The sequence below is a fragment of the Burkholderia sp. 4M9327F10 genome (assembly GCF_005503145.1).
Classification (GTDB): domain Bacteria; phylum Pseudomonadota; class Gammaproteobacteria; order Burkholderiales; family Burkholderiaceae; genus Paraburkholderia.
This window is the reverse complement of sequence record NZ_SCNV01000018.1, coordinates 38,180-57,402: the sequence shown is the minus strand read 5'-3', so window position 1 is coordinate 57,402 and position 19,223 is coordinate 38,180. Positions and strand designations below refer to the sequence as shown.

Sequence of the window (19,223 nt, the reverse complement as noted above, 5' to 3'; positions counted from 1 at the left end):
AAGAATCACTACCGGCCGATTGAAAAATCCAGTGTTTCACCGTCGGCAGGAATACGCATGCGTGACACCAAAGCGGCTTGCGTCGACGCCAGCAGCAATTCCGAACGGGTTACCGGGCAGTGGCTGAGCGCCTCCAGATGATTGGCCACAACGACTCCCTGCGAAAGTTGTGAGAACTGGATCACATCCTCCGTTCCCATGATGATGTCCTGGCCGGCATCGAATCGCGCACCACCCGCCGGTATGACACAGACCTGCGGTTGATGCCGTGATATGAAATCACGCACCTCCTGGGTCAGCACCGTGTCCCCCGCGAGATAGAGCGACGGTTCGCCGGGCATCTCGATCAGGTAGCCGACGCCATGCTCCATCAACAAACCGATCAGCCCGCGCCCATGTGTGCAGCGTACAGTGCGTATCGTGCCGCCCAGGAAGGCTTGAGGCTCCGTATGATCCTCAGGCAAAGGCAATACGTTGAGGCCGCGCTGCCTCAAAAAGACCTCATCGTGTGGAGTACAGATCACCGGAGTTTGACGCTGGCGTAGCCAGCGCATGCCAGCTCGGTCCAGGTGATCGAAGTGTCCTTTCTGACAATGGGTAATCAGGCAATGCGTGACCGACTCCAGTGCAACATCCGCAACGGATGGCAGGTCGACGAGCGGGTTCCGCTGACGTTGACCGTTGAAGAGACGAAGCGGCGGAAGCGCGCCACGTGCTGCCAGCATCGGGTCCACCAGAATGCGATACGAACCGAACTCCACAATGATTGTGGCGTTACGCAGTTGGGTTATTTTCATGTCAAACCGTATTGGTGAAAGCAGCCCCAACTATGAGTCCGCCCTCGAATGGCTACAATGGCGCAATATGCCAATAACCAGTCAATTTATGTCATGAGGCGCCCTCTTCGAATCGGACTGCTTCTCTATCCCCGTTGCATGCCAGCGGGATTGTTTGCATTTGCCGATCTGATGCACGGAGCGAACCGGCGCGCCGGCCAGCAGTTATTCGAGACCCGCTTTGTCGCTCTTGGGGACGGTAGCGTTGAGTGCGCGCATGGCGTCAAACTAAAGCCGTCTGACCCGCTGCTCACTGCCGACCTGGACGCCGTCCTGGTGCCTGGCTTGTGGGCCGAATCACTGCACCACATAGAAGAAGCGGTTAAACAAAACAAGCCCCTGATAGCGGTGCTCGCAGGGTTGCGGACCACGACGGCCGTGTGGAGCTATTGCACGGGTGTTTGCCTGCTTGCGGCTTCCGGCAGATTAAACCGCCAGCCTGCGACCGTGACCTGGTGGCTCTCGGACGCTATGAGGAAAATCCATCCGAAGGTGGCATGGCAGAGCGAACAAACTTGCGTTGTCAACAAGCTCACCGCTACTGCTTCTGGAGTAAACGGCTATCTGCCGATTGCCCAGGCGCTCATTGAGCAACAGATCAGCGCAGAGGCATATCGCGACCTGACCAAACTCATGGTATTGCCGCGACCGGAGCGCACCCATCAGGCGTTCCAGTCTTTGCATCTGGTCGAGCAAACAGACGGGATGCTGCGCGCACTGCACGCATTGGTGCAGCGGCTTCCGGCCGCCGACATCACGGTGTCGCGACTCGCCTCCGGATTGAATACGACGGAACGCACTCTGGCACGCAAGGTATCGGCGCTGACGGGTTGCGGCGTGAGCGCCTATGCGCGCAAGATCAAGTTGAATCAGGTCAGCGAGAGGCTGATCATGACGACTGTGCCGGCCAGCACTATCAGTGCCGAACTCGGTTTCTGCAGCGACTCGGGCATGCGGCGCATGTTCAAGGAGCTGACGGCGTTGACACCAGCGCAGTACCGGCAACTGTTTGGCCGCAACTAGGCGGCGTCCATGGGTCTCGGCCAGGCAGCGCCTTGATTCGCCGGCAGATGAGTCGGTGGCCGTAGCTGGGACAGATCGAGGGCGCGCCCCATGCATCGATGCCGTTCTTCTAAAGCATCGCCTTCCGATCCCAAGGCGGCTCATCGCCAAACGTCCCGGCAAGATAATCGACAAACCGGCGCACTTTGAGCGGTATGCGCCGCGCGCTCGGATAAACCGCCTGAATGGCCAGCTCGGCCGGGCGATACGCCGGCAGCAGTTCCACCAGTTCGCCGCGCGCCAGGTGCTCGCCGAACACGAACGTTGGCCCATACGCGATGCCGGCTCCGGCAAGCGCGGCGGCGAGCAGCATCTGCGTATTGTTGGCCGCCATGCGGCAAGGTCCGTCGATGACGTGCGGGCGGTTTCTAGCATCGAGCAAGGTCCAGTCGCCGGCCGACACAGCCTCGCTGAAGGCAAGGCGCTGCGCGCGCCGCAAGTCGTCGGGCTTGCGCGGCGTCCCATGGCGCTCGAGGTACGCAGGCGACGCACAAACGGCCATCCGGCACGGCGCGAGCCGCCGCGTCACAAGTCCCGGGTCCTGCAGCCGTCCGATCCGGATCGCGACGTCGACACCGGTATCGATGAGATCGACGTAGCGATCCCCGAGCAGCACTTCCACATTCACGTGCGGATGGTCTTCCAGATAACGCGCGACGACCCCGCCCAGATGCATCGCGCCGAACGTCACCGGCGCTGCGACGCGCAGCACACCGCGCGCCGTGCCCTGCAAATCGTTCGCTTCCCGGTTCGCCTCATCGAATGCTTCGAGAATCCGCTTGCAGCGCTCGTAGTAGGTGTGGCCGATATCGGTCAGGCTCAGGCGCCGCGTCGTGCGCTGGAGTAAGCGCGCATTCAGTTCGGCCTCGATTGCGCTCACATGCTTGCCGGCCATCGCCGCCGACAGCCCGAAGCGCCGCGCCGCCGCGGCAAGGCTGCCTTCCTCGACAGCGGCGACAAATACGCCGAGGCTCGTCAATCGGTCCATGCGCCCTCCAATTCGATAACACGATTATCGACTGATCCCACTGAAACGGCAATTATCAAACCCAAGGCTTGAATCTAAGATGCCGACACGACCTAACGGAGAAGGAGTCTGGAAATGGAAATCAAATCGAACGGCACGCGGATTCATGTCACGCAGCAAGGCAGCGGCGAATTGGCGCTGGTGTTCCTGCACTACTACGGTGGCTCGTCGCGCACATGGGACGGGGTAGCGAGCGAACTGTCCGGGCGGTACCGGATCGTTGCCACCGATCACCGCGGCTGGGGCGATTCCGAGGCGCCCGCTGACGGCTACCGCATCGCCGATCTCGCCGCCGACGCAGAAGGCGTCATCAAGGCGCTGGGTCTGCAGCGCTACGTCCTGGTCGGCCATTCGATGGGCGGCAAGGTTGCGCAACTTATTGCGTCGCGTCGGCCGAGCGGGCTTGAAGGCCTTGTGCTCGTCGCGCCGTCACCGCCGTCGCCGATGGTCCTCTCCGACGAGCAACGCGCGACATTGGCTGGCGCGTATCAATCGCGCGAATCGGTCGAATTCGTCATCGATCACGTCCTGACCGCAAAGCCGCTCGACGCCGCTCGCCGCGAGCAAGTCATCGAGGACAGCCTGAAAGCTGCACCGCAAGCCAAAGCGGCCTGGCCGAACGTGGCCATGCGCGAAGACATCACCGAGGCGGTGGCGTCCATCGACGTGCCGACCATCGTCATCTCCGGCGAGCTTGACCAGGTGGATCGCGTCGCAACGCTGCAAGCGGAACTGCTGCCCCGCATCCCGCATGCTGCGATGCATATCTTGCCCGGAACGGGACACCTGTCGCCGCTAGAGGCGCCGGCTGATGTGGCGCGGACGATTGCGCGCTTCGTCGGCGCGATCGAGAACAACTCCGCCGTGTGCAGCACGCCGGAACAGGTCCCGGTCGCTTTCGATGCAGCGCTGAACGCCGGTGATCTCGACGCCGTGCTCGGCTTGTTTGGCAATCAGGCCACGATGCGGATGACGAACGGCGAGGTGGTGCAAGGAAGCCCGGCTCAATTGCGCAGCAGCCTCGCTCAGTTGCTGACGTTGCGCCCGCACCTGCGTAACGAGGTACGCCGTGTGCTGGTGAGTGGCGATATCGCGCTCGTCCTGCTCGACTGGACCTTGAACGTGACGCTGCCGGACGGTCAGGTACTCGATGAGCGCGGCACCGCTACACAGGTAATGGAAAAGGGCCGCGACGGTGGGTGGAGGCTGCGGATCTCTAATCCGGCTGGTCTGAACTGAATGGTCCCGACGGACAAAAAGCGAAAACCCCGCAGGCCATTTTGGCTATGCGGGGTTTTTAAAAATTCTGGCGGAAAGGGTGTCCGTCAAGATTGAATGCATCGATGTTCATCGGTGATCACTAGAATTCGCGACATCCCTTGCCAGCATTGGCTTGCCGACCGATATCCCGGTGTTTGCCGTCACTTGAACTCGGATGAACTTGGGTACAATCAGACTTTAATTTGATAGTCATTTTGTAGTCAAAATGCCAAGAGCCATAAACAAACTTAGCCAACTAGCGGTCGCCAAGACAACCAAACCGGGGCTGTATGCCGACGGCGGCAACCTTTATCTCCAGATCACGTCCGCCGGTGCCAAGTCGTGGCTCTTCCGTTACATGCTCAAGGGTAAACCGCGAGGCATGGGACTTGGTCCCGTTCACACTATCGGTTTGGCAGAAGCCCGAACACGTGCCCTTGACTGCCGCCGTCTTCTGCTCGACGGAATCGACCCTATTGACTCCCGCGAAGCCAAGCGTAAGGCAGATACAACCGCCGCAGCCGACGAGATAAGCTTCCAGCACTGTGCCGAGAAGTATATCGACGCGCACCGGACCGGGTGGAAAAACATCAAGCACGCCGAGCAGTGGACCAATACGCTGACCACCTATGCTTACCCGGTCTTCGATTCGCGCTCCGTCGCCGCCATCGACACCACGCTCGTCATGAAGGTGTTGGAACCGATCTGGACGACAAAAACGGAAACAGCCTCGCGCCTTCGCGGCCGGATCGAGTCGGTACTCGACTGGGCGACTGTTCGCGGTTACCGCTCCGGGGAGAATCCGGCACGCCTGAAGGGCCACCTGGACACGTTGTTACCGAAACGTTCCCGCGTCCAGAAAGTGACGCATCATCCGGCCCTGCCGTATGCCGACCTGTCCGCGTTCATGATAAAGCTGCGCGCGCAGGAAGGTACCGCCGCACGCGCCCTTGAGGTTCTTATTCTGACTGCGACCCGAACGAATGAAGTGATTGGTGCCACATGGTCCGAGTTCGATCTGGACGAGGGCGTGTGGACCATCCCTGCCGAGCGCATGAAGATGAGAAAGGAGCATCGCGTTCCGCTGCCCGCCCGAGCAATCGCTCTCGTCAAGGCGCAGCAGGAAGTGAAGCGGGGTGATTACATCTTCCCGGGTAGGCGTGATAAAAGCCCGCTGTCCAACATGGCAATGCTGCAACTGCTGGAACGCATGAAGCGCGAGGACATCACGGTCCACGGTTTCCGCTCGACGTTCCGCGACTGGGCGGGCGAAACGACCCACTATCCGCGCGAAGTCTGTGAGGCTGCTTTGGCGCACGGCATCAAGGACAAAGCCGAAGCGGCGTATGCCCGTGGCGACCTGTTCGTAAAGCGGGCGGCATTGATGCAAGATTGGGCAAATTTCTGCGCTTGAGTGCGTCGCGGGAGTTCAAGGGAATTTAGGTGAATCTAAAAAGCTACGAAGACTCACGAGAACAATATGTCTGCTAAAGTAGCAACTCGTGGACCGGCAGGTCGACTACCAAAGTGTTCTGGGATCGGAGCCGTAAGCCGCCTGGAGCCGGGAAATCGACCACCGATAATCTGCGAATAGGCCAATCAACCGAATCGGAGTCGTCTTCCGCCGAGGGGCCGACAGTTGAACGCCCGCCACACATGGTGAGTGGGGTTTGCCTGTATCTGTTTATGTTTGCGCGTCCAGCGCCACACGCTTTGCAAATCTGCACAAGCGTGTGAAACAGATAGGGTAAGCCCTTCTGCGTCTGGACGTTGCGCATAAATTCATGCCAACCCAATGCCAGCGCACAAATGAACTCACGTCATAAGAACCCCATCCCATCGCCAGTGAGCGCGGCCCTCTCGGGAAGCTCTGCGGCCATTGCTGTTTCGCCGCCGCGCTCGCAGGCAGCGGCTTGCCAGCACGTCGAATCCGACACGCCGGTCGCGGCGCACATCCACTCCAACACGCGTAACGCAACCGCGCCCGCTGTCCAGCGCAATTATCTCGCGGATGAAGTCTGCCAGATGCTCAACATCGGCAGGACGACCCTGTACAAACTCGTAAAATCGGGCGAACTCGTGCCGTTGCGCATTACCGCGCGCATCCGCATCTGGCCCGAGTCGACCATTGCGGCTTTCCTCGCATCGAAGGAGGCTAAATAATGGAGCAGCCGCAAAAGCCGTTGCCGCCGTCGGCCGATGAGGCGCCCGGCAACAATACGCCCTCGACAACCGCGCCCGCCGATCATGTGTCGGCGGCAACTGGTCCCGGATTGACCGCGGCCGACGACGGCCCCGTGCTCGAGGCGCCCGAAATCGCGCAAGCGATAAAGAAGGCATTCCTCACCGCCGTAGAGCCGCGGACAGGCGTCGCGATCGTGACGTGCAGTGATCCGACGAACTTCGCGGCTACCGAGGCCGCCGTCGCGAGCGGCATCCTCGAAAATCAGGTTATCGCCGACCAGCCGGTCAACCCTGTCTCCACCATTACCTTTCTGTACGCGTCCGGCTCGAACAAGGCGAAACCGGTGATGGCATACGCGGCCAAGGCCATTCGGGCGAAGAAGCTGCTGATAGAGCAGATCGACCGCTGCACCCGCTTCCATATTCTCGCGCCAGAGGGTGCCCACATTGCGATAGGCCGCCTGAAACCGGGCGCATGCATTTTCGCTCAGGTCGAATACAAGGACTTGACGCGTGACGACGTGATCGCGGCACTGGCCCAGCTCAACGCGGAGGCGCATAAGCTCGGTGCGCTGATTGTCATCTTCATTCTTCACACGAGGAAGCAAGATGTGACCTGGCTTCGCGAGCATTGCCAGGTCTTCGTGGAGGCTGGCAAATGTGAGCCGGGGCCGCGTGCGCAGATCGCACTCGTGCTGACCAATGTGACCTTGGCGAACTGGCATCCGCAAGGTATCGGTCGCGTGATGGTCGAAGGGTTCCTCGACCCGGACGGCGCTTACACCTACCGCCCGGAGCCGTTCATCGCGGAGCGCGCGATCATCCGGCTGGCGTGGTATGTGTTGCGCCACGCCCACCTGCACAAAGAGAAAGTGTCGCTCGCAAAGATCGGGCAGGTCATCGACATCTCCCCGTCGAACATCTCGCGCGGCGTTGCCCCCCCGATGATTTCGCCGAAGAATGCAGTGGGCGTTTCTCCGCCTACGGGCTGGCATGACCGCTGGGCGACCGATTACAACCTCGACATCCTGTGGACGCGTAAGTCCGGGGGCAAGGATGTAGTCGTTGGCAGCACCGACAAGACGCAGGACTTGGCCCCTTCCATGCCTCAGGACTTGGGGCACGTCGTGGAGGAAGCTGCAACATCTGACGGCGGTCAGTCTGCGCCGCCGCGCAAGCCGTCGGAAGCAAATGCGTCCATTGCGCTTTCTGGCCACGACATGCCCAAAAGCGCAATGACCGCAGGCCAGCACTGCCAGCAACCCGCCAAGTCGGCTGGCGCGAACGCAGACTCGCTGGACGCTCGGCTTCCTCCGAACGAGCGGCGCAATCGCGTTGCTTAGTGGCACCCATTGCGGCCCCCGCCGTAGGCCGCAGGATCGCGCAACAACCGCAATGAGCGCCCGCCGAAAAATGTTGTAAAGCCTGGTGCGCAGTGCGGCTGTCTGACCAGACAGCCGCGCTTCAGCAATCCCTTCCACGACAAACCGAACGCTCCCGCCCCGACACCACCCGGCGCAGTAGGGAGCACTGGAAACTAACCATGTCACCCCCATCCCGCCTCCCCCGGAAAATCCGGGACGCGCTGAACCTCGTTGACGGTGTGATCCTCACCTGCGACCGGTTGCGCTATTGGATCGACGATCCGCTCCCATCAATCCCGTCAGCACTTCGAGAAGATGAGCGTTTCCTGATCACGCCACGCTCAATGCAGTACGGCCCGGTCTGGCAGACAAAGATCGAACTGTTGCAGCCTGACGCCGATCTGTTGCATACCTGCAGCGCATGCGCATGCATGACCTAATACGAAAGCCGAGCATGTGTACCACTATCTTCATTTATCCGGGCGTTCCAACTGGCGCAAAGAAACGCATTGTCTGGCGACTGTTGCTTACCAGCTGGGGATACTAATCTACTCCCTCTCATATTGAGATTCCCAATCCTGTAAATAGTGATGTCTACAGCAGAAACGAATCTATAAATATTGATTAGGTAAACGAATGATTGATCTATTGGATGTAACTATTATTCACCCGCACGAACAGTTCGGCAACGAACGGGGCAAGCGGTATGAGAATTCAGATGCCGCCCCCGTCTTCTCCCGTTTCAGCAAAAAAGTCATGCTGCAGCCTCGTGGTGCGTTTATCGACGTAATGTCCCTGCACGCCGGTACAGCGATTCAAATTCGCGGTTGCCCCCTCAAACCGTTGCAGGGGCACAATTCGTTCGGATCGAACGATGTCTGCCTGCTGGGCGGCACGCTGATCTGCGCTGTGCTGGACGTACTCAAGATCACATACACCGACGAGCAGCGCGCAGCGTGGTTTGGCGGTGAGTTCGATCTTTCTGAAATTCACATCACTCAGCGTTTTGGCTTACCGGATGGTATGGAGCAGAAGCAGTTTTATCGGCACATATTGCGCAACACGTCGTGGGAGTTTCGGCCTGGTTGCCTGAATGAGGGAACCGGCATACGTCTGGGCAAACATCAGAACGGGCCTGTACTGGTGATGTACGACAAGGCGCAGGAATTGACTGATCGCCGTACGCACGCTTTTCGCCATCTGCAAGCAGTTGTCGGCGAAGCTGATGCCGCTAAAGTGTGGGTGGGGCTGACAACGGTCGCCAGAAAAAGCATCCGTGCAGAGCTGAAGGTGCCGAAGGAATATTTGACGCGCAACGGCCTCACGCGTGGTTCGGCATGGATGCGGGAAATAGTCGACGACGTTTACTGGCAAGAGATAGAAAAGCTTCGGTTCGATTCTCACGTGCCGCTAAATACGTTACGGCCGGTCATCAACCGGGTCCTCGATCGGCCTCTACGGCACGCGCTCGAACTATGGGCCAGTGGTCGTGAACTCCGCACAATCTATCCGGCGTCGTCCTTGGCTCGCCTTCGATCGAGGATACGGACAATGACGGGGATTGACATCGTGGACGATGTGCCAATGGAGACTGCGTTACCTGTTGCCAGCATCCTGTCTCGTGAAAATCTCCGCCCCGAGTTTCCGAAATGGGCGCATCGGTATCCGGCGTGCGCGTTCGGGCTCGACACCCAGCAGTGATCAATGCGGAGCACGAGCGGGATTTCCCGCTCGTGCTCTTCGGGTATCAGTGCCATGCCGTGTCCGTGATCGCAGGCATTGAACCGGCAGGCCAACCAGATGTCGTTGTCGAATTGAAACTGCCAGTCTGAGTTCGCTAAAGCAATCGTTGTTCAGGCAACAACGGCTCCTTTCAACGGCTTGCAGCAATCGGCTCCAACTGCCAAACTTCCGGCCGCTACGGTGATGCAGATCGAAATCAACTGGCATTGCAAGGAAGAAACATGGACATGTCGACACCCGACGTTGCAGATGAAACTGGCAAGACCACTGGCTTTAAGCTTACGACGGCTCGCATATTTGCGCTCAACCTTACGGGGTTTCTCTTCGTGTGCGCTGTTTTCCAGTGCGGGTTCGTGTATCTCGAGCTTTACTACGGGCATCACCATCTGGACGCAGGTCTATTTCCGAAGTCGACGACGGACTACTTCGTATACGGGGGCGATGCTCTCTTCAGCGTCGTTGCCCGGGTGTTAGGAAACGACACGCACTCAAACGTGCCGTCATTGTTCGGTGCGGCAGTCGCGTTAGCAGTCGGGATGGCTGTGTATGTCTTTGTGCTGTTTTTTATTTTCGGATTACTTGAAAGGGGAATCCGGGCAGTGTCCCAGCGTTGGACGGTTGTCACTCGACCCCGCAAGTCAGTCAGGCTGCTTCGGGATCATCGGCAGACAAAGGCAATAGCACTGGCGAGTATGAGCACTCTCGGCGCGTTTGCGTTCTTTCTCACCGTTTGCCTTGCCGTCGTCATCTATGCGTCGATACCAGCACTGATAGCGCGTTCCGCCGTGCAACTTCAGTTCAATGATGAGCAGAAACATTTTGCTGGCGTTTGCGCAAAATTCAAATCCGACGCTGAGCATGTTTGCATGGAAGTGCGCGATGCAAAGCAGCAGCTCATCGCACGTGGGTTTATTGTTGCCTCATCACCTGGCTACGTCGCGCTCGAGGAGCGAAACCACGTCCAGTTTGTGTCATTGCAGGATCGCGTGCTTGAGGAGTATGCCCCATGAGCGAACGCGTCCTGTCCACACTCGGCTGCATTGCGCCGCACGACTGAATGTAGCCGCATCGTGTGGAAGAAAGAAAAAACCGACCGTTCGCCCGTCATCCAATTTGCAGGACAGCATCCATGCGTTGGAGAACGTCCAGCGCAGCGGCCCTGTAAGCCGATCGCATCATGACCCAATACGTGCCAGCCAGTCGGATTGATCCGGATCAGCTTACCGCTCTTGCGTTCACCAAAATGCCACGCCGTCGGTACCGTGCGCCCCGCACCGATTTCGAAAATCACGTTCCGCGCACACGCAAGCGCATTCTCGTGCATGGCGAGGGCACACTCGTAACTACGCGCCCGCTCCCAGTATCACGCTTCGCCAACACGGGCAAACCTTTAGCGCCGGTACAAAGCCCTATCGCGTCACCGAACGGGGCACCAGATCAGAAGTCCGAGGTCTTCAGGAGGATTCGCCCGTTACTGGGTGAACCGTGTTTGCGCTGCGCGACCTCGCAAATCCGGTCGGCGTATTCTTGGAATGCGTCGATCATTTCCCTCCCGTGCAGCTTTTCGCTTTTGCTCAGGTCTTCGATGGCTTCACTGCTGACGCAGAACTTCTGCACGACGCCGTTGACCTCAAGATCAAAGTCAACGCCTACATCGTCGCCAGCATTCATGGGATTGAACATCCTGTACATGGCCCCTTTCCGTTTTGGTTGTCACCGCACAACAGACTAACACGCGGTCAGACGCGTACCCGACTACCGCTTCGGCCTATGCACATTGCCCCACCCTTCCACGGTCGGGGCAATTCGAGCGTCAGTCGAAGTTCTTCGCCTGCTTGCTGGTGGCCGTGACGGCGGAGACCTTGAAGCTCTTGACCGGAACAGATCGACGGCCCAGCCGCGATCTGCGTCGCGGTACGTCAAACAATGCCGATCTTCTGATGGCTCATACCGAGGAACGCCGTAGCGATTGCCGCTACACCGTGCATTCCGCACGGGAACTGTCGAAGAAGAGCGGCGGCTGTTCTACGTGGGGGCGATGCGCGCCCGTAAGCGTGTGTACCTGTTCCACGCGCGATGGTACCGCGCGCTGACTGGGGGAGATTTGTTTAGCCGTCCAGATTTCTGACGAAGCAGGTGATGGGGTCGCTGGTTGATGGGAACCGGTAGCAACTGCGTTCGGTATCGCAAGCACGCGGTTCGCCGCTACCGATACGAACTGACGGAGACCTCGGAAGAAGAAGCCGGGGGACAAAGATATCGAGGCCGCTATTGCAGTGATCCAGCTCCGACCAGTTCGCGCAGCGCCTTGTCCGGGAACACGGCCCCCTTGTACAGCGGACTGCAAGGCATACGCGCCAGCCTAATCGACAACGCTACAAGGTCATTCATTTCGTCGCTACCACGATAGCCTTCAGCGAAATGGGAAAACTGGGTCATGATGCCGACGACACTACGATTTGTCGTCTTTGCGCATCGGACTTCCTGCATTTCCGGTAGCTCTCGCTCAATGAACGGCGGCTGAACACCGTGGGCGGCAAGGACATGGGCTAGGAAGCGGGGGAATCTGGCTGCCGTGCTGGACGCCGGAGCTAAAGGCATCAGGACCGGGAGAAGCGTTCGTTCGTTGACGAAGAGCGCAAGCTGCGGTTTCCATAGCAAAGCCGTGGCGTACCAGCTTCCAAGGCAAGTGGTGCTGGTGCCGCTGGTGACCACTTCGGATTTCAGACGGTCAAGAAGCTTCGTCGTACAGTGCAGGTAGAACATAGCGCGCTCGGATATCGATTAGCTCTTCGAGGAACACCTCGGAATGTCGCTGCGTTGCCGGTTGGACAAAGAAAAATCAGTCGAGATCGAAGAGAGCACGATCAGCGGGCCGAGATAGCGCCTCATCCATCATCTGCCGGAAGTCGGCTTCGTTCCATTCACCACGATCGAGACGACGCATGACGGCTTCGCCGACAAAGATCACCTTCCGTTCACGATCCGCTTTTGTCTGCTTGTACTGCTGACGACGTACTTTATCTGATGCCCGTTTGGCGCCTTTGATTTCCTTGAGCTTTGAATCTGTCGCCGCGAGGCGGCTTTTCAGCAGGGTCATATCGAGTCCTCAGCGCGGCGCTTCGACGAGCCCACGGCAATGCTTGACTTCTTACCCTAGCCTCAAGGGCAGGAAACACTATGGCCAATTCTGGGTGAAACCCGCTCGATGTCGGCGGCGATCCGTCCGGCTCGCTGGATCATCTGATTTCACTTAGACGTCGCCCGATTCGTGGCCTAAAGGATGCGCAAGTTTCGGATTCGCCCAATCTGTGGCGACCGCTGCCGGATGAGATCAGCGATGAACTCAGGCAACAGCGCGCGCGGTATCGTCGCGGGAACGTCCGTGACTAACTGCGACGGTACCTGCGCAATGAAATTGGCTGGCTCGCTTGCAAGGCTGTGTTCATAGGAAACGCGGTATTCCACGGATGCCTCGTATATGGTCTTCGCTGCTATCGGTCTTTGGGACAATGGCGTCCCAGCCCACCGGCCATTATCGCATCCGACCCATGCGCGCCTGATAACACATTCATACCGCCGGGTAGAATCGCACCTCCGTGAATGGAGGAGTTATCGTGCAGAAATTCATGACGTTGGTTTTGTTGAGCGCATTGGTTGCAGTTGCGTCTTTTGCCCCAAGTGCGGCCGAAGCGCATCCGCGTGTCGTGTGCAAACGCGTCAGGTATCGCGGACATCTGGTTCGCCGCTGTCGGCACATGCTGCTACCGCACCATCATCGACCGCCGGTTCACCATGCAACGTATGTGTGACCCGTCGCGCGACGGGTATGACACCACAAGGAATCTTTGCACCGGGAATCTGATTGGCTACCCAGTTCGGCTATCTACTACAGTGATTGCACCTCGCGTTCGCGAACGCAGCGACACTGAATCTTCAATATCCCTGGCCTTGTCGGACCGGCGACGGTCAAGACAAGCTCCTAAACCAGGCTTTGGACTGCCAATCACCTGAAAGCGCCTGAAACCACAGATCATGCTTAAAAAATGGGCGGGATGACCCGATTTTCGGCACCGGAGCGGGGTCGAACCGGCAATTGCTGCGCCGCGTCAACTATTACGATTCTTTCAGCAAGGGAATCCGAGCCATAGCGCCCCGCATCCTCTTACCCCGCGCAAACCCTTGGCCGGGGAATTGGAAGCCGCTGGCGGCCCGGAAAACGGGCCGGAAGACGATTTCTGGCATCCCGGCAGCGTCGGAAATGCGGCAACCCCGTAAGATTGGCAAAGTTTTCCGATTTTTGATCGGGTGATCTGACTCTTTTATCAATTTAGCGCGATTTGTGTTAAATTTTCACCGACGAATGCCGGTTCGATGGCCGTTTATGTTGATTTTCTGGCAAAAATACGTTTTTATCGCCTCAACCTTGTCTTTACCTGCGCGAATCTTTGTTCTCATCCGGTCTGTGCCTTGAGTTGCACCGTCGACCTCCCTTGTAGCACCCTGTTTTCCTGAAACGCACCCGCAGCAGCCTCGCGTTTCCAGTTTTCCCACTCCAGAGCCTGTGACCGGATCGTCATCCGGAGATGACTCACGCCTCAAATATTTCGGATACCTAAACCTCATCATGAAACCGAATACATCACCAGATCACCAGTTGCAACCGCTATTTCCGCTCGGGCAGGTCGTGGCCACACCCGGCGCGATCGATGTACTGGATCGGACCGGCACCAATGCTACGACCTTGCTATGGCGTCATCAGAACGGCGATTTCGGAAGTCTCTGTGCAGCGGATGTGCGACTCAATCTCGAAGCAATCGTTGTCGGCTTACGCATCCTGTCCTGCTACGAGATTGGCGCCTCGCGGGAGCGCGTCTGGATCATCACCGAGCGCGACAGAAGCGTAAGCACCGTGCTCCTGCCGGGCGAATACTGATGCGGGAGTTCATCGTGCAACGACTTCATCCCCGTCTCACGCCCGGACAGACGTTACGGGCGGGATCGAAATTCGCAATTCACGCCCTTCAGGGCGACTGGGACTCGGCATGCTCGCTTTACGCTACGGCAAGTGCTCTCGCGATACTCGGGCGCATCGCCGATCCGACCGCCGTGTCGTGGCGACGCCGGGGACCGGAAGCCGATCTCTGGAACCGTGCAGCGCCGCTGTACTTCACGGGTGCAACGCTCACGGAAGTGGCGGGGGTCATACGGGAGTGCGACTGGAGCCTGCAACCCGCCGTTCTCGAAGGTGCTCACCGCAAAGTGCTCGACTTCTGCGAACAGGAACTGTCGCGCGGACATCTGGTGATTGCGAGCTGGCGGCCGATCGGGCAGTCCCTTTCGCATGCCGTGCTGGTCGTGGGCAGCGAGGGCCGCACGCAGGGTTGCAGATTCCAGCCCCATGCGCTGCTGATCCTCGATCCGGCGGAGCGCGATGCTCCCATGGCGACGTGCAACGCACGCCTGGATTACGCGAACCCCGATTCCGGCAAACGCGCCCGGTATGGAACCTACATCACGGCGCGAGAAACGTTTTCCGCGGTGCTCGACGGCGCGGTGTCGATCCGTGAGAAACGCTCCGATAAGCCGCCGTAGTTACCTCAAACGTCTCCGGTTCACTCTTCCGGCGCAATGACGTTCGTCCGACGTGCATTTACATCTGAACTTCACTATCTATCAACAAGGAATAAACATGGAAACCAGCAACAACCAAGTTAAGACCCCCGCCAGAAAAAGCCGCCTCGGCGCGGTGCTCTGGGCGATCATCGCCCTCCTGATCTCATTCATGGCGACGGGAGCCGATATGCCACCGCACACCCAGCATCTGGCGCTCAAGTTCGTCTTCGTCTGGATTGCGGGCGCACTACTGGGCGTCGTCGGCGTGCGGATCGGCAATGCACTTCGCCGCGCAGCGAAACCGGACATCATCATCACCAGCGGCGGTTTGCAGGGAATGCTCGGGGCAAAGATTTTCTGGAGCGTCGGGCCGCAGATAGTCGGACTGCTGATCGGCACAGTGGTCGGCTGCAGCATCCTGATGGGCTGGGTCGCCTGATTCATCCAGATTTGCACGCCGTCAACCGCATGCTTCACGCCGGTTGACGGTCGTGCGATGACCCGCCAGCAGATAGCCGGAAAACGGATCAGCGGAACCGGGAGCGTTTGATGTCGGGCGGCGTCGCAGCATTTGCGCGGCGCTCGCCGGTCGGCGCAAGTGAAACGCCACCCAGCGGCTCGAACAGTTCAGCCAGCGTTACGTTCAGCGCATAGCAGATGTTCGCCAGCGTCTCGATGGACGGATTGGCGACGCCTCGCTCGATCGCCGAAATGTAGGTGCGATCCACGTGCGCCTCGAACGCCAGCGTTTCCTGCGATTTCTCCACTTCGTGCCGACGCTGCTTGATACGGCCGCCCAGCGCAATGGAGATCGGGGCGGGTTTGGTGGGCACAGAGGCGAATCGTTTGACGGTCATGGTGGGCAGGATGCCCATCTGTAGACTGATTAACGACGCTGTAAACACGACATTATACGTCGTGTTTACTCTACAATCCGATTTCCGCTGATCCATATCGCTCTCCCTTGCTGACTGTGTCTATCAGGACGCAGGGGTTTGTTACGCCTTTGTTTGTCGAGTAAACACTACAAACCGGAACTGGCGCACGAACGCATCCGGGGGCTTCTTGCCGTCCGCCCGCCTCGCGCACCCGCACAACCATGACCAGAACACTCCCCGTTGTCGCCGTAGCGACCGCAAGATCACACACCTATCGTCCCGACATTGATGGCCTGCGCGCGATTGCCGTGCTCGCGGTCGTTATCTTTCACGCGTTTCCAGCGGTGCTGCCGGGAGGCTTCGTCGGCGTCGATATCTTCTTTGTCATTTCCGGCTACCTGATTACCGGCATCCTGCTCGCCGACATGCAGGCAGGACAGTATTCGCTGGCACAGTTCTATGCGCGGCGTATCCGGCGCATATTTCCCGCACTCGTGACCGTGCTACTCGCGACGTGGGCGATGGGCTGGTTCTGCCTGACCGGCGACGAGTACCGCGAGCTTGGAAAACACGTGCTCGCGGGCGCGGGATTCGTCTCGAACTGGGCGTTCTGGATGGAAGCCGGATATTTTGACCAGACCGCTTCCGCCAAGCCCCTGCTTCATCTCTGGTCGCTCGGCGTCGAGGAGCAGTTCTACATCGTGTGGCCTGTCCTGATGTACGTCGCCGTTCGGCTGCGTCGGGTCGCGCTGGTCTGCGCAGTGACCGGATTACTGTCGTTCGTGTCAGCCATCTGGCTGGTCCGGTATCACCCGACCGCCGCGTTTTACTGGCCGACAAGCCGCATGTGGGAGCTGGCCGCAGGCGCCGGGCTCGCAATCGCGGCTTCCGGCAGATGCGTGAAGCGAAACGACCACGCCCATAGCGCGTCATCGATCGGTCTGTTGCTGTGCGTGGTCTCGTTTATCGTGCTGAATTCCCGGTTGCCCTTTCCGGGATGGTTTGCGGTGCCACCGGTGCTAGGCGCGGCAGCGTTGATTGCAGCGGGTCCGAAAGGGGTGGCGAACCGGCTGCTGCTCGGTAATCCGGTCGCGGTGTGGTTCGGCAAAATCAGCTACGCGCTGTACCTGTGGCACTGGCCGCTGCTGTCGCTGTGTTTCATTGTCGCGGACGGTGAACCGCCAGTGGGCGTGCGGATCGGCATTGTCGCCGTGAGCATCGCGCTGGCGTGGCTGACAACCGTGCTCGTTGAACGGCCGGTTCGCTTCGGGCCGCAGGTCCGGTGGAAACTGGTTGCGCCGTGCGTGCTGATGCTCGGCGCGGCGTATCTTGGCGGCATGACGTATGTTCGCGGAGGGTTCGGGTTCAGGAAGGGGTACAGCCCGGATGCGGATGTCACCACGGCAACGCTGGGCGCGGGTCACGAATTCGTCAATCTCACGTGCGGCGTGTCATCTGCCGACCGGCACCTCTTCCAGTTCTGCGCGACGGACAAACGGGCACCCTCCCATTTCGCGGTGTGGGGCGACAGCAAGGCCGACGCGCTGTACTGGGGGCTGGTGCGTAAGTCAATGCCAGGCATGAGCTGGACGCTGGTTGCGCGCGCAAGCTGTCCGCCGATGGCTGGCGTGCATGAAATCGCATCGAATGCGGTGGGTGACGCGGACGAGTGTCGCGAGGCGAATAACGCCGCGTTGCGCATGCTGCTCGGCAATCCAGAGTTGACGACCGTCGTACTGGTTGCAGCCAGCCGGGATATTGTCGGTCCGCAGTTCGCATATGACGGTTCGTCAAAGGCGACGATGTCCGCCGCGGGCGACGGGCTGGATAATGCAATCGCCGTTCTGCTGCACGCAGGCAAACGCGTCGCGCTCATGCTGGACAATCCCGAACTGCGCGATCCCCGGCAGTGCATGGACCGACGGCCGCTCGCATGGCCGTTTGTGCATCGCGTGCTCGGCGTGTCGGACCTCAATGCTGCCCAGCGTTGTGCAATCAGCTATCGCAGTTATCTCGACCGCACATCCGCCTACCGCAGCATCGTTGACCAGATAAAGGCACGCCATCCTGATCTGACCGTCTACGACCCTACGTCTGTGCTGTGTGACTCGCAGCGGAATGTCTGCCCGATGACGATGAACGGGAAATATCTTTATAGCTATGGCGATCACATGTCCGACTACGCGAATGGACTTGTTGCCGGACAGTTCCTGCCGCTTCTACGCCGTGGACCTTGAACCCTCGCTCACAGCAACCCGATGTGCTCCCGGACTTCCGATGACTGCCAGCGTGGAGCGAGGCAATGCGCTACTCCCTGCCGGGCCACGGGAGCATCCACTTAGCCTGCGCCAGACGCAATATCCGCTTTCGCGCACCATCCATCACATAAACTGGTGCGGCCGCGAACTGCTGGTCGTAGAAACACAGCAGCCCCGCAAGAATAACCTCGTCGGCAGATTCAATGCTCCAGGCTTCGCTGCTAAATGTGAGCGCAACGCAACGTTCGAGTGCCCCCTGTACATCGTGATAGAAGGAATCGGGTTCATCGCCGAAACCTGCTTCTCGCAGAAACCAGCTCAGGCTGGCCACGATGAACATCTCGCCGAGAAGCGCCGTGCTTCCGGCACCGCTGCGGCAAGCAGCAAGCGCAAGGTGATTGCGCAGGGAAACCTCGCGCGCTGATCCGGCCGTCGGCGGGAGCAGTTTTTCTTTCGTCAATGCGGCACGTGGGCTGCCTCGTGATGTTTTCTTTTTTGCCGGTCGGGATTTCACGAAAGTTGGTACACGTGAAGGTAGGATGTGTTCGGCGTTGCAGGCTGGATGGCTGCCGCTTCGAATTGTATAAAGCCCCTATAACCGGTCAGACCAGGCTCGAAATCAGGTGACACCCGCAGGTAGCCCGGTGCCCGTGTCGGGCAATCGGGATACCACCATCGGTCATCGATGTGTCGCCTTCCTCAATCACATTGGGCGACACGTCGGGGTGGCGAGGGCACGAGACACGATCACCCTTGCGGGCGACGAAACGACCGTCGAAGCGCATTGTTGTAGAGCCCGTTTCAACCTTACCATCGTGGTCGGTATCGTCGCCAACACGAATGAGGTTCATCATGATGTGATGTATTAAGACAGCATTGGCTATGAGGAATCTATATCAGACTAACCGGATCATTACGATCAATCAACGATCTCAGTATTAAACCTCATTTCAATGCCCATAGTACCGAGTAACGCCATAAAACAAGTCGTCATC

General features: G+C 59.0%; 21 protein-coding genes. 12 read left to right on the top strand and 9 right to left on the bottom strand.

Annotated elements, in window-relative coordinates:
* Positions 1-8: 8 nt before the first annotated feature.
* Positions 9-797: an MBL fold metallo-hydrolase gene (locus FFS45_RS18120; protein WP_137956005.1), complete on the bottom strand. Its 789-nt coding sequence runs from the start codon at positions 795-797 to the stop codon at positions 9-11.
* A 57-nt stretch (positions 798-854) separates the two neighbouring features.
* Between FFS45_RS18120 and FFS45_RS18115 the strand changes: the two genes are divergently transcribed.
* Complete coding sequence (locus FFS45_RS18115) at positions 855-1,859, top strand: helix-turn-helix domain-containing protein (RefSeq protein ID WP_249362836.1); 1,005 nt, start codon at positions 855-857, stop codon at positions 1,857-1,859.
* A gap of 109 nt (positions 1,860-1,968) precedes the next feature.
* On the opposite strand, the gene FFS45_RS18110 is transcribed toward FFS45_RS18115, so the two are convergent.
* Positions 1,969-2,886, bottom strand: coding sequence for a LysR family transcriptional regulator (locus FFS45_RS18110; RefSeq protein ID WP_137956004.1), 918 nt, complete (start codon positions 2,884-2,886; stop codon positions 1,969-1,971).
* Between the two features lie 114 nt (positions 2,887-3,000).
* On the opposite strand from FFS45_RS18110, the gene FFS45_RS18105 reads away from it, so the two are divergent.
* From FFS45_RS18105 to FFS45_RS18075, 7 genes are all read left to right on the top strand, one after another.
* Entirely contained in the window at positions 3,001-4,164 is a 1,164-nt protein-coding gene (locus tag FFS45_RS18105; RefSeq protein ID WP_137956003.1) for an alpha/beta fold hydrolase, read from the top strand.
* 247 nt (positions 4,165-4,411) lie between these two features.
* A complete protein-coding gene (locus tag FFS45_RS18100; protein WP_137956002.1) occupies positions 4,412-5,599 on the top strand; it encodes a site-specific integrase in 1,188 nt (395 codons plus the stop codon).
* 395 nt (positions 5,600-5,994) lie between these two features.
* Positions 5,995-6,348, top strand: a complete 354-nt coding sequence (locus tag FFS45_RS42390) for a helix-turn-helix domain-containing protein (protein WP_249362835.1) — start codon at positions 5,995-5,997, stop codon at positions 6,346-6,348.
* The gene (locus FFS45_RS18090) at positions 6,348-7,712 is read left to right on the top strand and encodes a hypothetical protein (protein WP_137956001.1); all 1,365 of its coding nucleotides are present in this window, start codon (positions 6,348-6,350) and stop codon (positions 7,710-7,712) included. The genes FFS45_RS42390 and FFS45_RS18090 overlap by 1 nt, the downstream gene beginning before the upstream one ends.
* Before the next feature lie 200 nt (positions 7,713-7,912).
* Positions 7,913-8,173 carry a hypothetical protein gene (locus FFS45_RS18085; RefSeq protein ID WP_137956000.1) on the top strand — a complete coding sequence of 87 codons (261 nt, stop codon included), beginning with the start codon at positions 7,913-7,915 and terminating at the stop codon, positions 8,171-8,173.
* Positions 8,174-8,369: 196 nt separating this feature from the next.
* On the top strand, positions 8,370-9,434 hold the full coding sequence (locus FFS45_RS18080; protein ID WP_137955999.1) for a phage/plasmid replication protein, II/X family: 1,065 nt from the start codon (positions 8,370-8,372) through the stop codon (positions 9,432-9,434).
* A 263-nt stretch (positions 9,435-9,697) separates the two neighbouring features.
* Positions 9,698-10,486: a hypothetical protein gene (locus FFS45_RS18075; protein ID WP_137955998.1), complete on the top strand. Its 789-nt coding sequence runs from the start codon at positions 9,698-9,700 to the stop codon at positions 10,484-10,486.
* A 427-nt stretch (positions 10,487-10,913) separates the two neighbouring features.
* Here FFS45_RS18075 and FFS45_RS18070 read toward each other — a convergent pair whose 3' ends face one another.
* From FFS45_RS18070 to FFS45_RS42385, 4 genes are all read right to left on the bottom strand, one after another.
* Complete coding sequence (locus tag FFS45_RS18070; RefSeq protein WP_171029681.1) at positions 10,914-11,147, bottom strand: DUF1488 family protein; 234 nt, start codon at positions 11,145-11,147, stop codon at positions 10,914-10,916.
* Between the two features lie 597 nt (positions 11,148-11,744).
* Positions 11,745-12,242, bottom strand: a complete 498-nt coding sequence (locus tag FFS45_RS18060; RefSeq protein ID WP_137955995.1) for a hypothetical protein — start codon at positions 12,240-12,242, stop codon at positions 11,745-11,747.
* Between the two features lie 76 nt (positions 12,243-12,318).
* Positions 12,319-12,576 (bottom strand): hypothetical protein, encoded by a 258-nt coding sequence (locus FFS45_RS18055; RefSeq protein WP_137955994.1) that lies wholly within the window; start codon positions 12,574-12,576, stop codon positions 12,319-12,321.
* A gap of 176 nt (positions 12,577-12,752) precedes the next feature.
* The gene (locus tag FFS45_RS42385; RefSeq protein WP_137955993.1) at positions 12,753-12,944 is read right to left on the bottom strand and encodes a hypothetical protein; all 192 of its coding nucleotides are present in this window, start codon (positions 12,942-12,944) and stop codon (positions 12,753-12,755) included.
* Between the two features lie 1,159 nt (positions 12,945-14,103).
* Here FFS45_RS42385 and FFS45_RS18045 point away from each other — a divergent pair.
* The 3 genes from FFS45_RS18045 to FFS45_RS18035 all read left to right on the top strand — a co-directional run bounded on the left by FFS45_RS18045 (position 14,104) and on the right by FFS45_RS18035 (position 15,531).
* Positions 14,104-14,412, top strand: coding sequence for a hypothetical protein (locus FFS45_RS18045; RefSeq protein ID WP_137955992.1), 309 nt, complete (start codon positions 14,104-14,106; stop codon positions 14,410-14,412).
* Between the two features lie 14 nt (positions 14,413-14,426).
* The gene (locus FFS45_RS18040; RefSeq protein WP_137955991.1) at positions 14,427-15,071 is read left to right on the top strand and encodes a hypothetical protein; all 645 of its coding nucleotides are present in this window, start codon (positions 14,427-14,429) and stop codon (positions 15,069-15,071) included.
* 97 nt (positions 15,072-15,168) lie between these two features.
* Entirely contained in the window at positions 15,169-15,531 is a 363-nt protein-coding gene (locus FFS45_RS18035; protein WP_137955990.1) for a hypothetical protein, read from the top strand.
* A gap of 88 nt (positions 15,532-15,619) precedes the next feature.
* On the opposite strand, the gene FFS45_RS18030 is transcribed toward FFS45_RS18035, so the two are convergent.
* A complete protein-coding gene (locus tag FFS45_RS18030; protein ID WP_137956075.1) occupies positions 15,620-15,949 on the bottom strand; it encodes a helix-turn-helix transcriptional regulator in 330 nt (109 codons plus the stop codon).
* 242 nt (positions 15,950-16,191) lie between these two features.
* Between FFS45_RS18030 and FFS45_RS18025 the strand changes: the two genes are divergently transcribed.
* Positions 16,192-18,207 carry an acyltransferase family protein gene (locus FFS45_RS18025; RefSeq protein ID WP_137955989.1) on the top strand — a complete coding sequence of 672 codons (2,016 nt, stop codon included), beginning with the start codon at positions 16,192-16,194 and terminating at the stop codon, positions 18,205-18,207.
* A gap of 70 nt (positions 18,208-18,277) precedes the next feature.
* Here FFS45_RS18025 and FFS45_RS18020 read toward each other — a convergent pair whose 3' ends face one another.
* The gene (locus tag FFS45_RS18020; RefSeq protein WP_137955988.1) at positions 18,278-18,688 is read right to left on the bottom strand and encodes a hypothetical protein; all 411 of its coding nucleotides are present in this window, start codon (positions 18,686-18,688) and stop codon (positions 18,278-18,280) included.
* 142 nt (positions 18,689-18,830) lie between these two features.
* The gene (locus FFS45_RS18015; RefSeq protein WP_137955987.1) at positions 18,831-19,082 is read right to left on the bottom strand and encodes a PAAR domain-containing protein; all 252 of its coding nucleotides are present in this window, start codon (positions 19,080-19,082) and stop codon (positions 18,831-18,833) included.
* Positions 19,083-19,223 lie beyond the last annotated feature (141 nt).

What these genes read in the sequence shown, in the direction of transcription:
- FFS45_RS18035 (WP_137955990.1), top strand. Translation starts at nt 15,169, where the DNA reads ATGGAAACCAGCAACAACCAAGTTAAGACCCCCGCCAGAAAAAGCCGC.
- FFS45_RS42390 (WP_249362835.1), top strand. Translation starts at nt 5,995, where the DNA reads ATGAACTCACGTCATAAGAACCCCATCCCATCGCCAGTGAGCGCGGCC.
- FFS45_RS18115 (WP_249362836.1), top strand. Translation starts at nt 855, where the DNA reads ATGGCGCAATATGCCAATAACCAGTCAATTTATGTCATGAGGCGCCCT.
- FFS45_RS18075 (WP_137955998.1), top strand. Translation starts at nt 9,698, where the DNA reads ATGGACATGTCGACACCCGACGTTGCAGATGAAACTGGCAAGACCACT.
- FFS45_RS18085 (WP_137956000.1), top strand. Translation starts at nt 7,913, where the DNA reads ATGTCACCCCCATCCCGCCTCCCCCGGAAAATCCGGGACGCGCTGAAC.
- FFS45_RS18025 (WP_137955989.1), top strand. Translation starts at nt 16,192, where the DNA reads ATGACCAGAACACTCCCCGTTGTCGCCGTAGCGACCGCAAGATCACAC.
- FFS45_RS18015 (WP_137955987.1), bottom strand. Translation starts at nt 19,082, where the DNA reads ATGATGAACCTCATTCGTGTTGGCGACGATACCGACCACGATGGTAAG.
- FFS45_RS18120 (WP_137956005.1), bottom strand. Translation starts at nt 797, where the DNA reads ATGAAAATAACCCAACTGCGTAACGCCACAATCATTGTGGAGTTCGGT.
- FFS45_RS18045 (WP_137955992.1), top strand. Translation starts at nt 14,104, where the DNA reads ATGAAACCGAATACATCACCAGATCACCAGTTGCAACCGCTATTTCCG.
- FFS45_RS18080 (WP_137955999.1), top strand. Translation starts at nt 8,370, where the DNA reads ATGATTGATCTATTGGATGTAACTATTATTCACCCGCACGAACAGTTC.
- FFS45_RS18055 (WP_137955994.1), bottom strand. Translation starts at nt 12,576, where the DNA reads ATGACCCTGCTGAAAAGCCGCCTCGCGGCGACAGATTCAAAGCTCAAG.
- FFS45_RS18070 (WP_171029681.1), bottom strand. Translation starts at nt 11,147, where the DNA reads ATGAATGCTGGCGACGATGTAGGCGTTGACTTTGATCTTGAGGTCAAC.
- FFS45_RS18110 (WP_137956004.1), bottom strand. Translation starts at nt 2,886, where the DNA reads ATGGACCGATTGACGAGCCTCGGCGTATTTGTCGCCGCTGTCGAGGAA.
- FFS45_RS18090 (WP_137956001.1), top strand. Translation starts at nt 6,348, where the DNA reads ATGGAGCAGCCGCAAAAGCCGTTGCCGCCGTCGGCCGATGAGGCGCCC.
- FFS45_RS18030 (WP_137956075.1), bottom strand. Translation starts at nt 15,949, where the DNA reads ATGACCGTCAAACGATTCGCCTCTGTGCCCACCAAACCCGCCCCGATC.
- FFS45_RS18060 (WP_137955995.1), bottom strand. Translation starts at nt 12,242, where the DNA reads ATGTTCTACCTGCACTGTACGACGAAGCTTCTTGACCGTCTGAAATCC.
- FFS45_RS18105 (WP_137956003.1), top strand. Translation starts at nt 3,001, where the DNA reads ATGGAAATCAAATCGAACGGCACGCGGATTCATGTCACGCAGCAAGGC.
- FFS45_RS18100 (WP_137956002.1), top strand. Translation starts at nt 4,412, where the DNA reads ATGCCAAGAGCCATAAACAAACTTAGCCAACTAGCGGTCGCCAAGACA.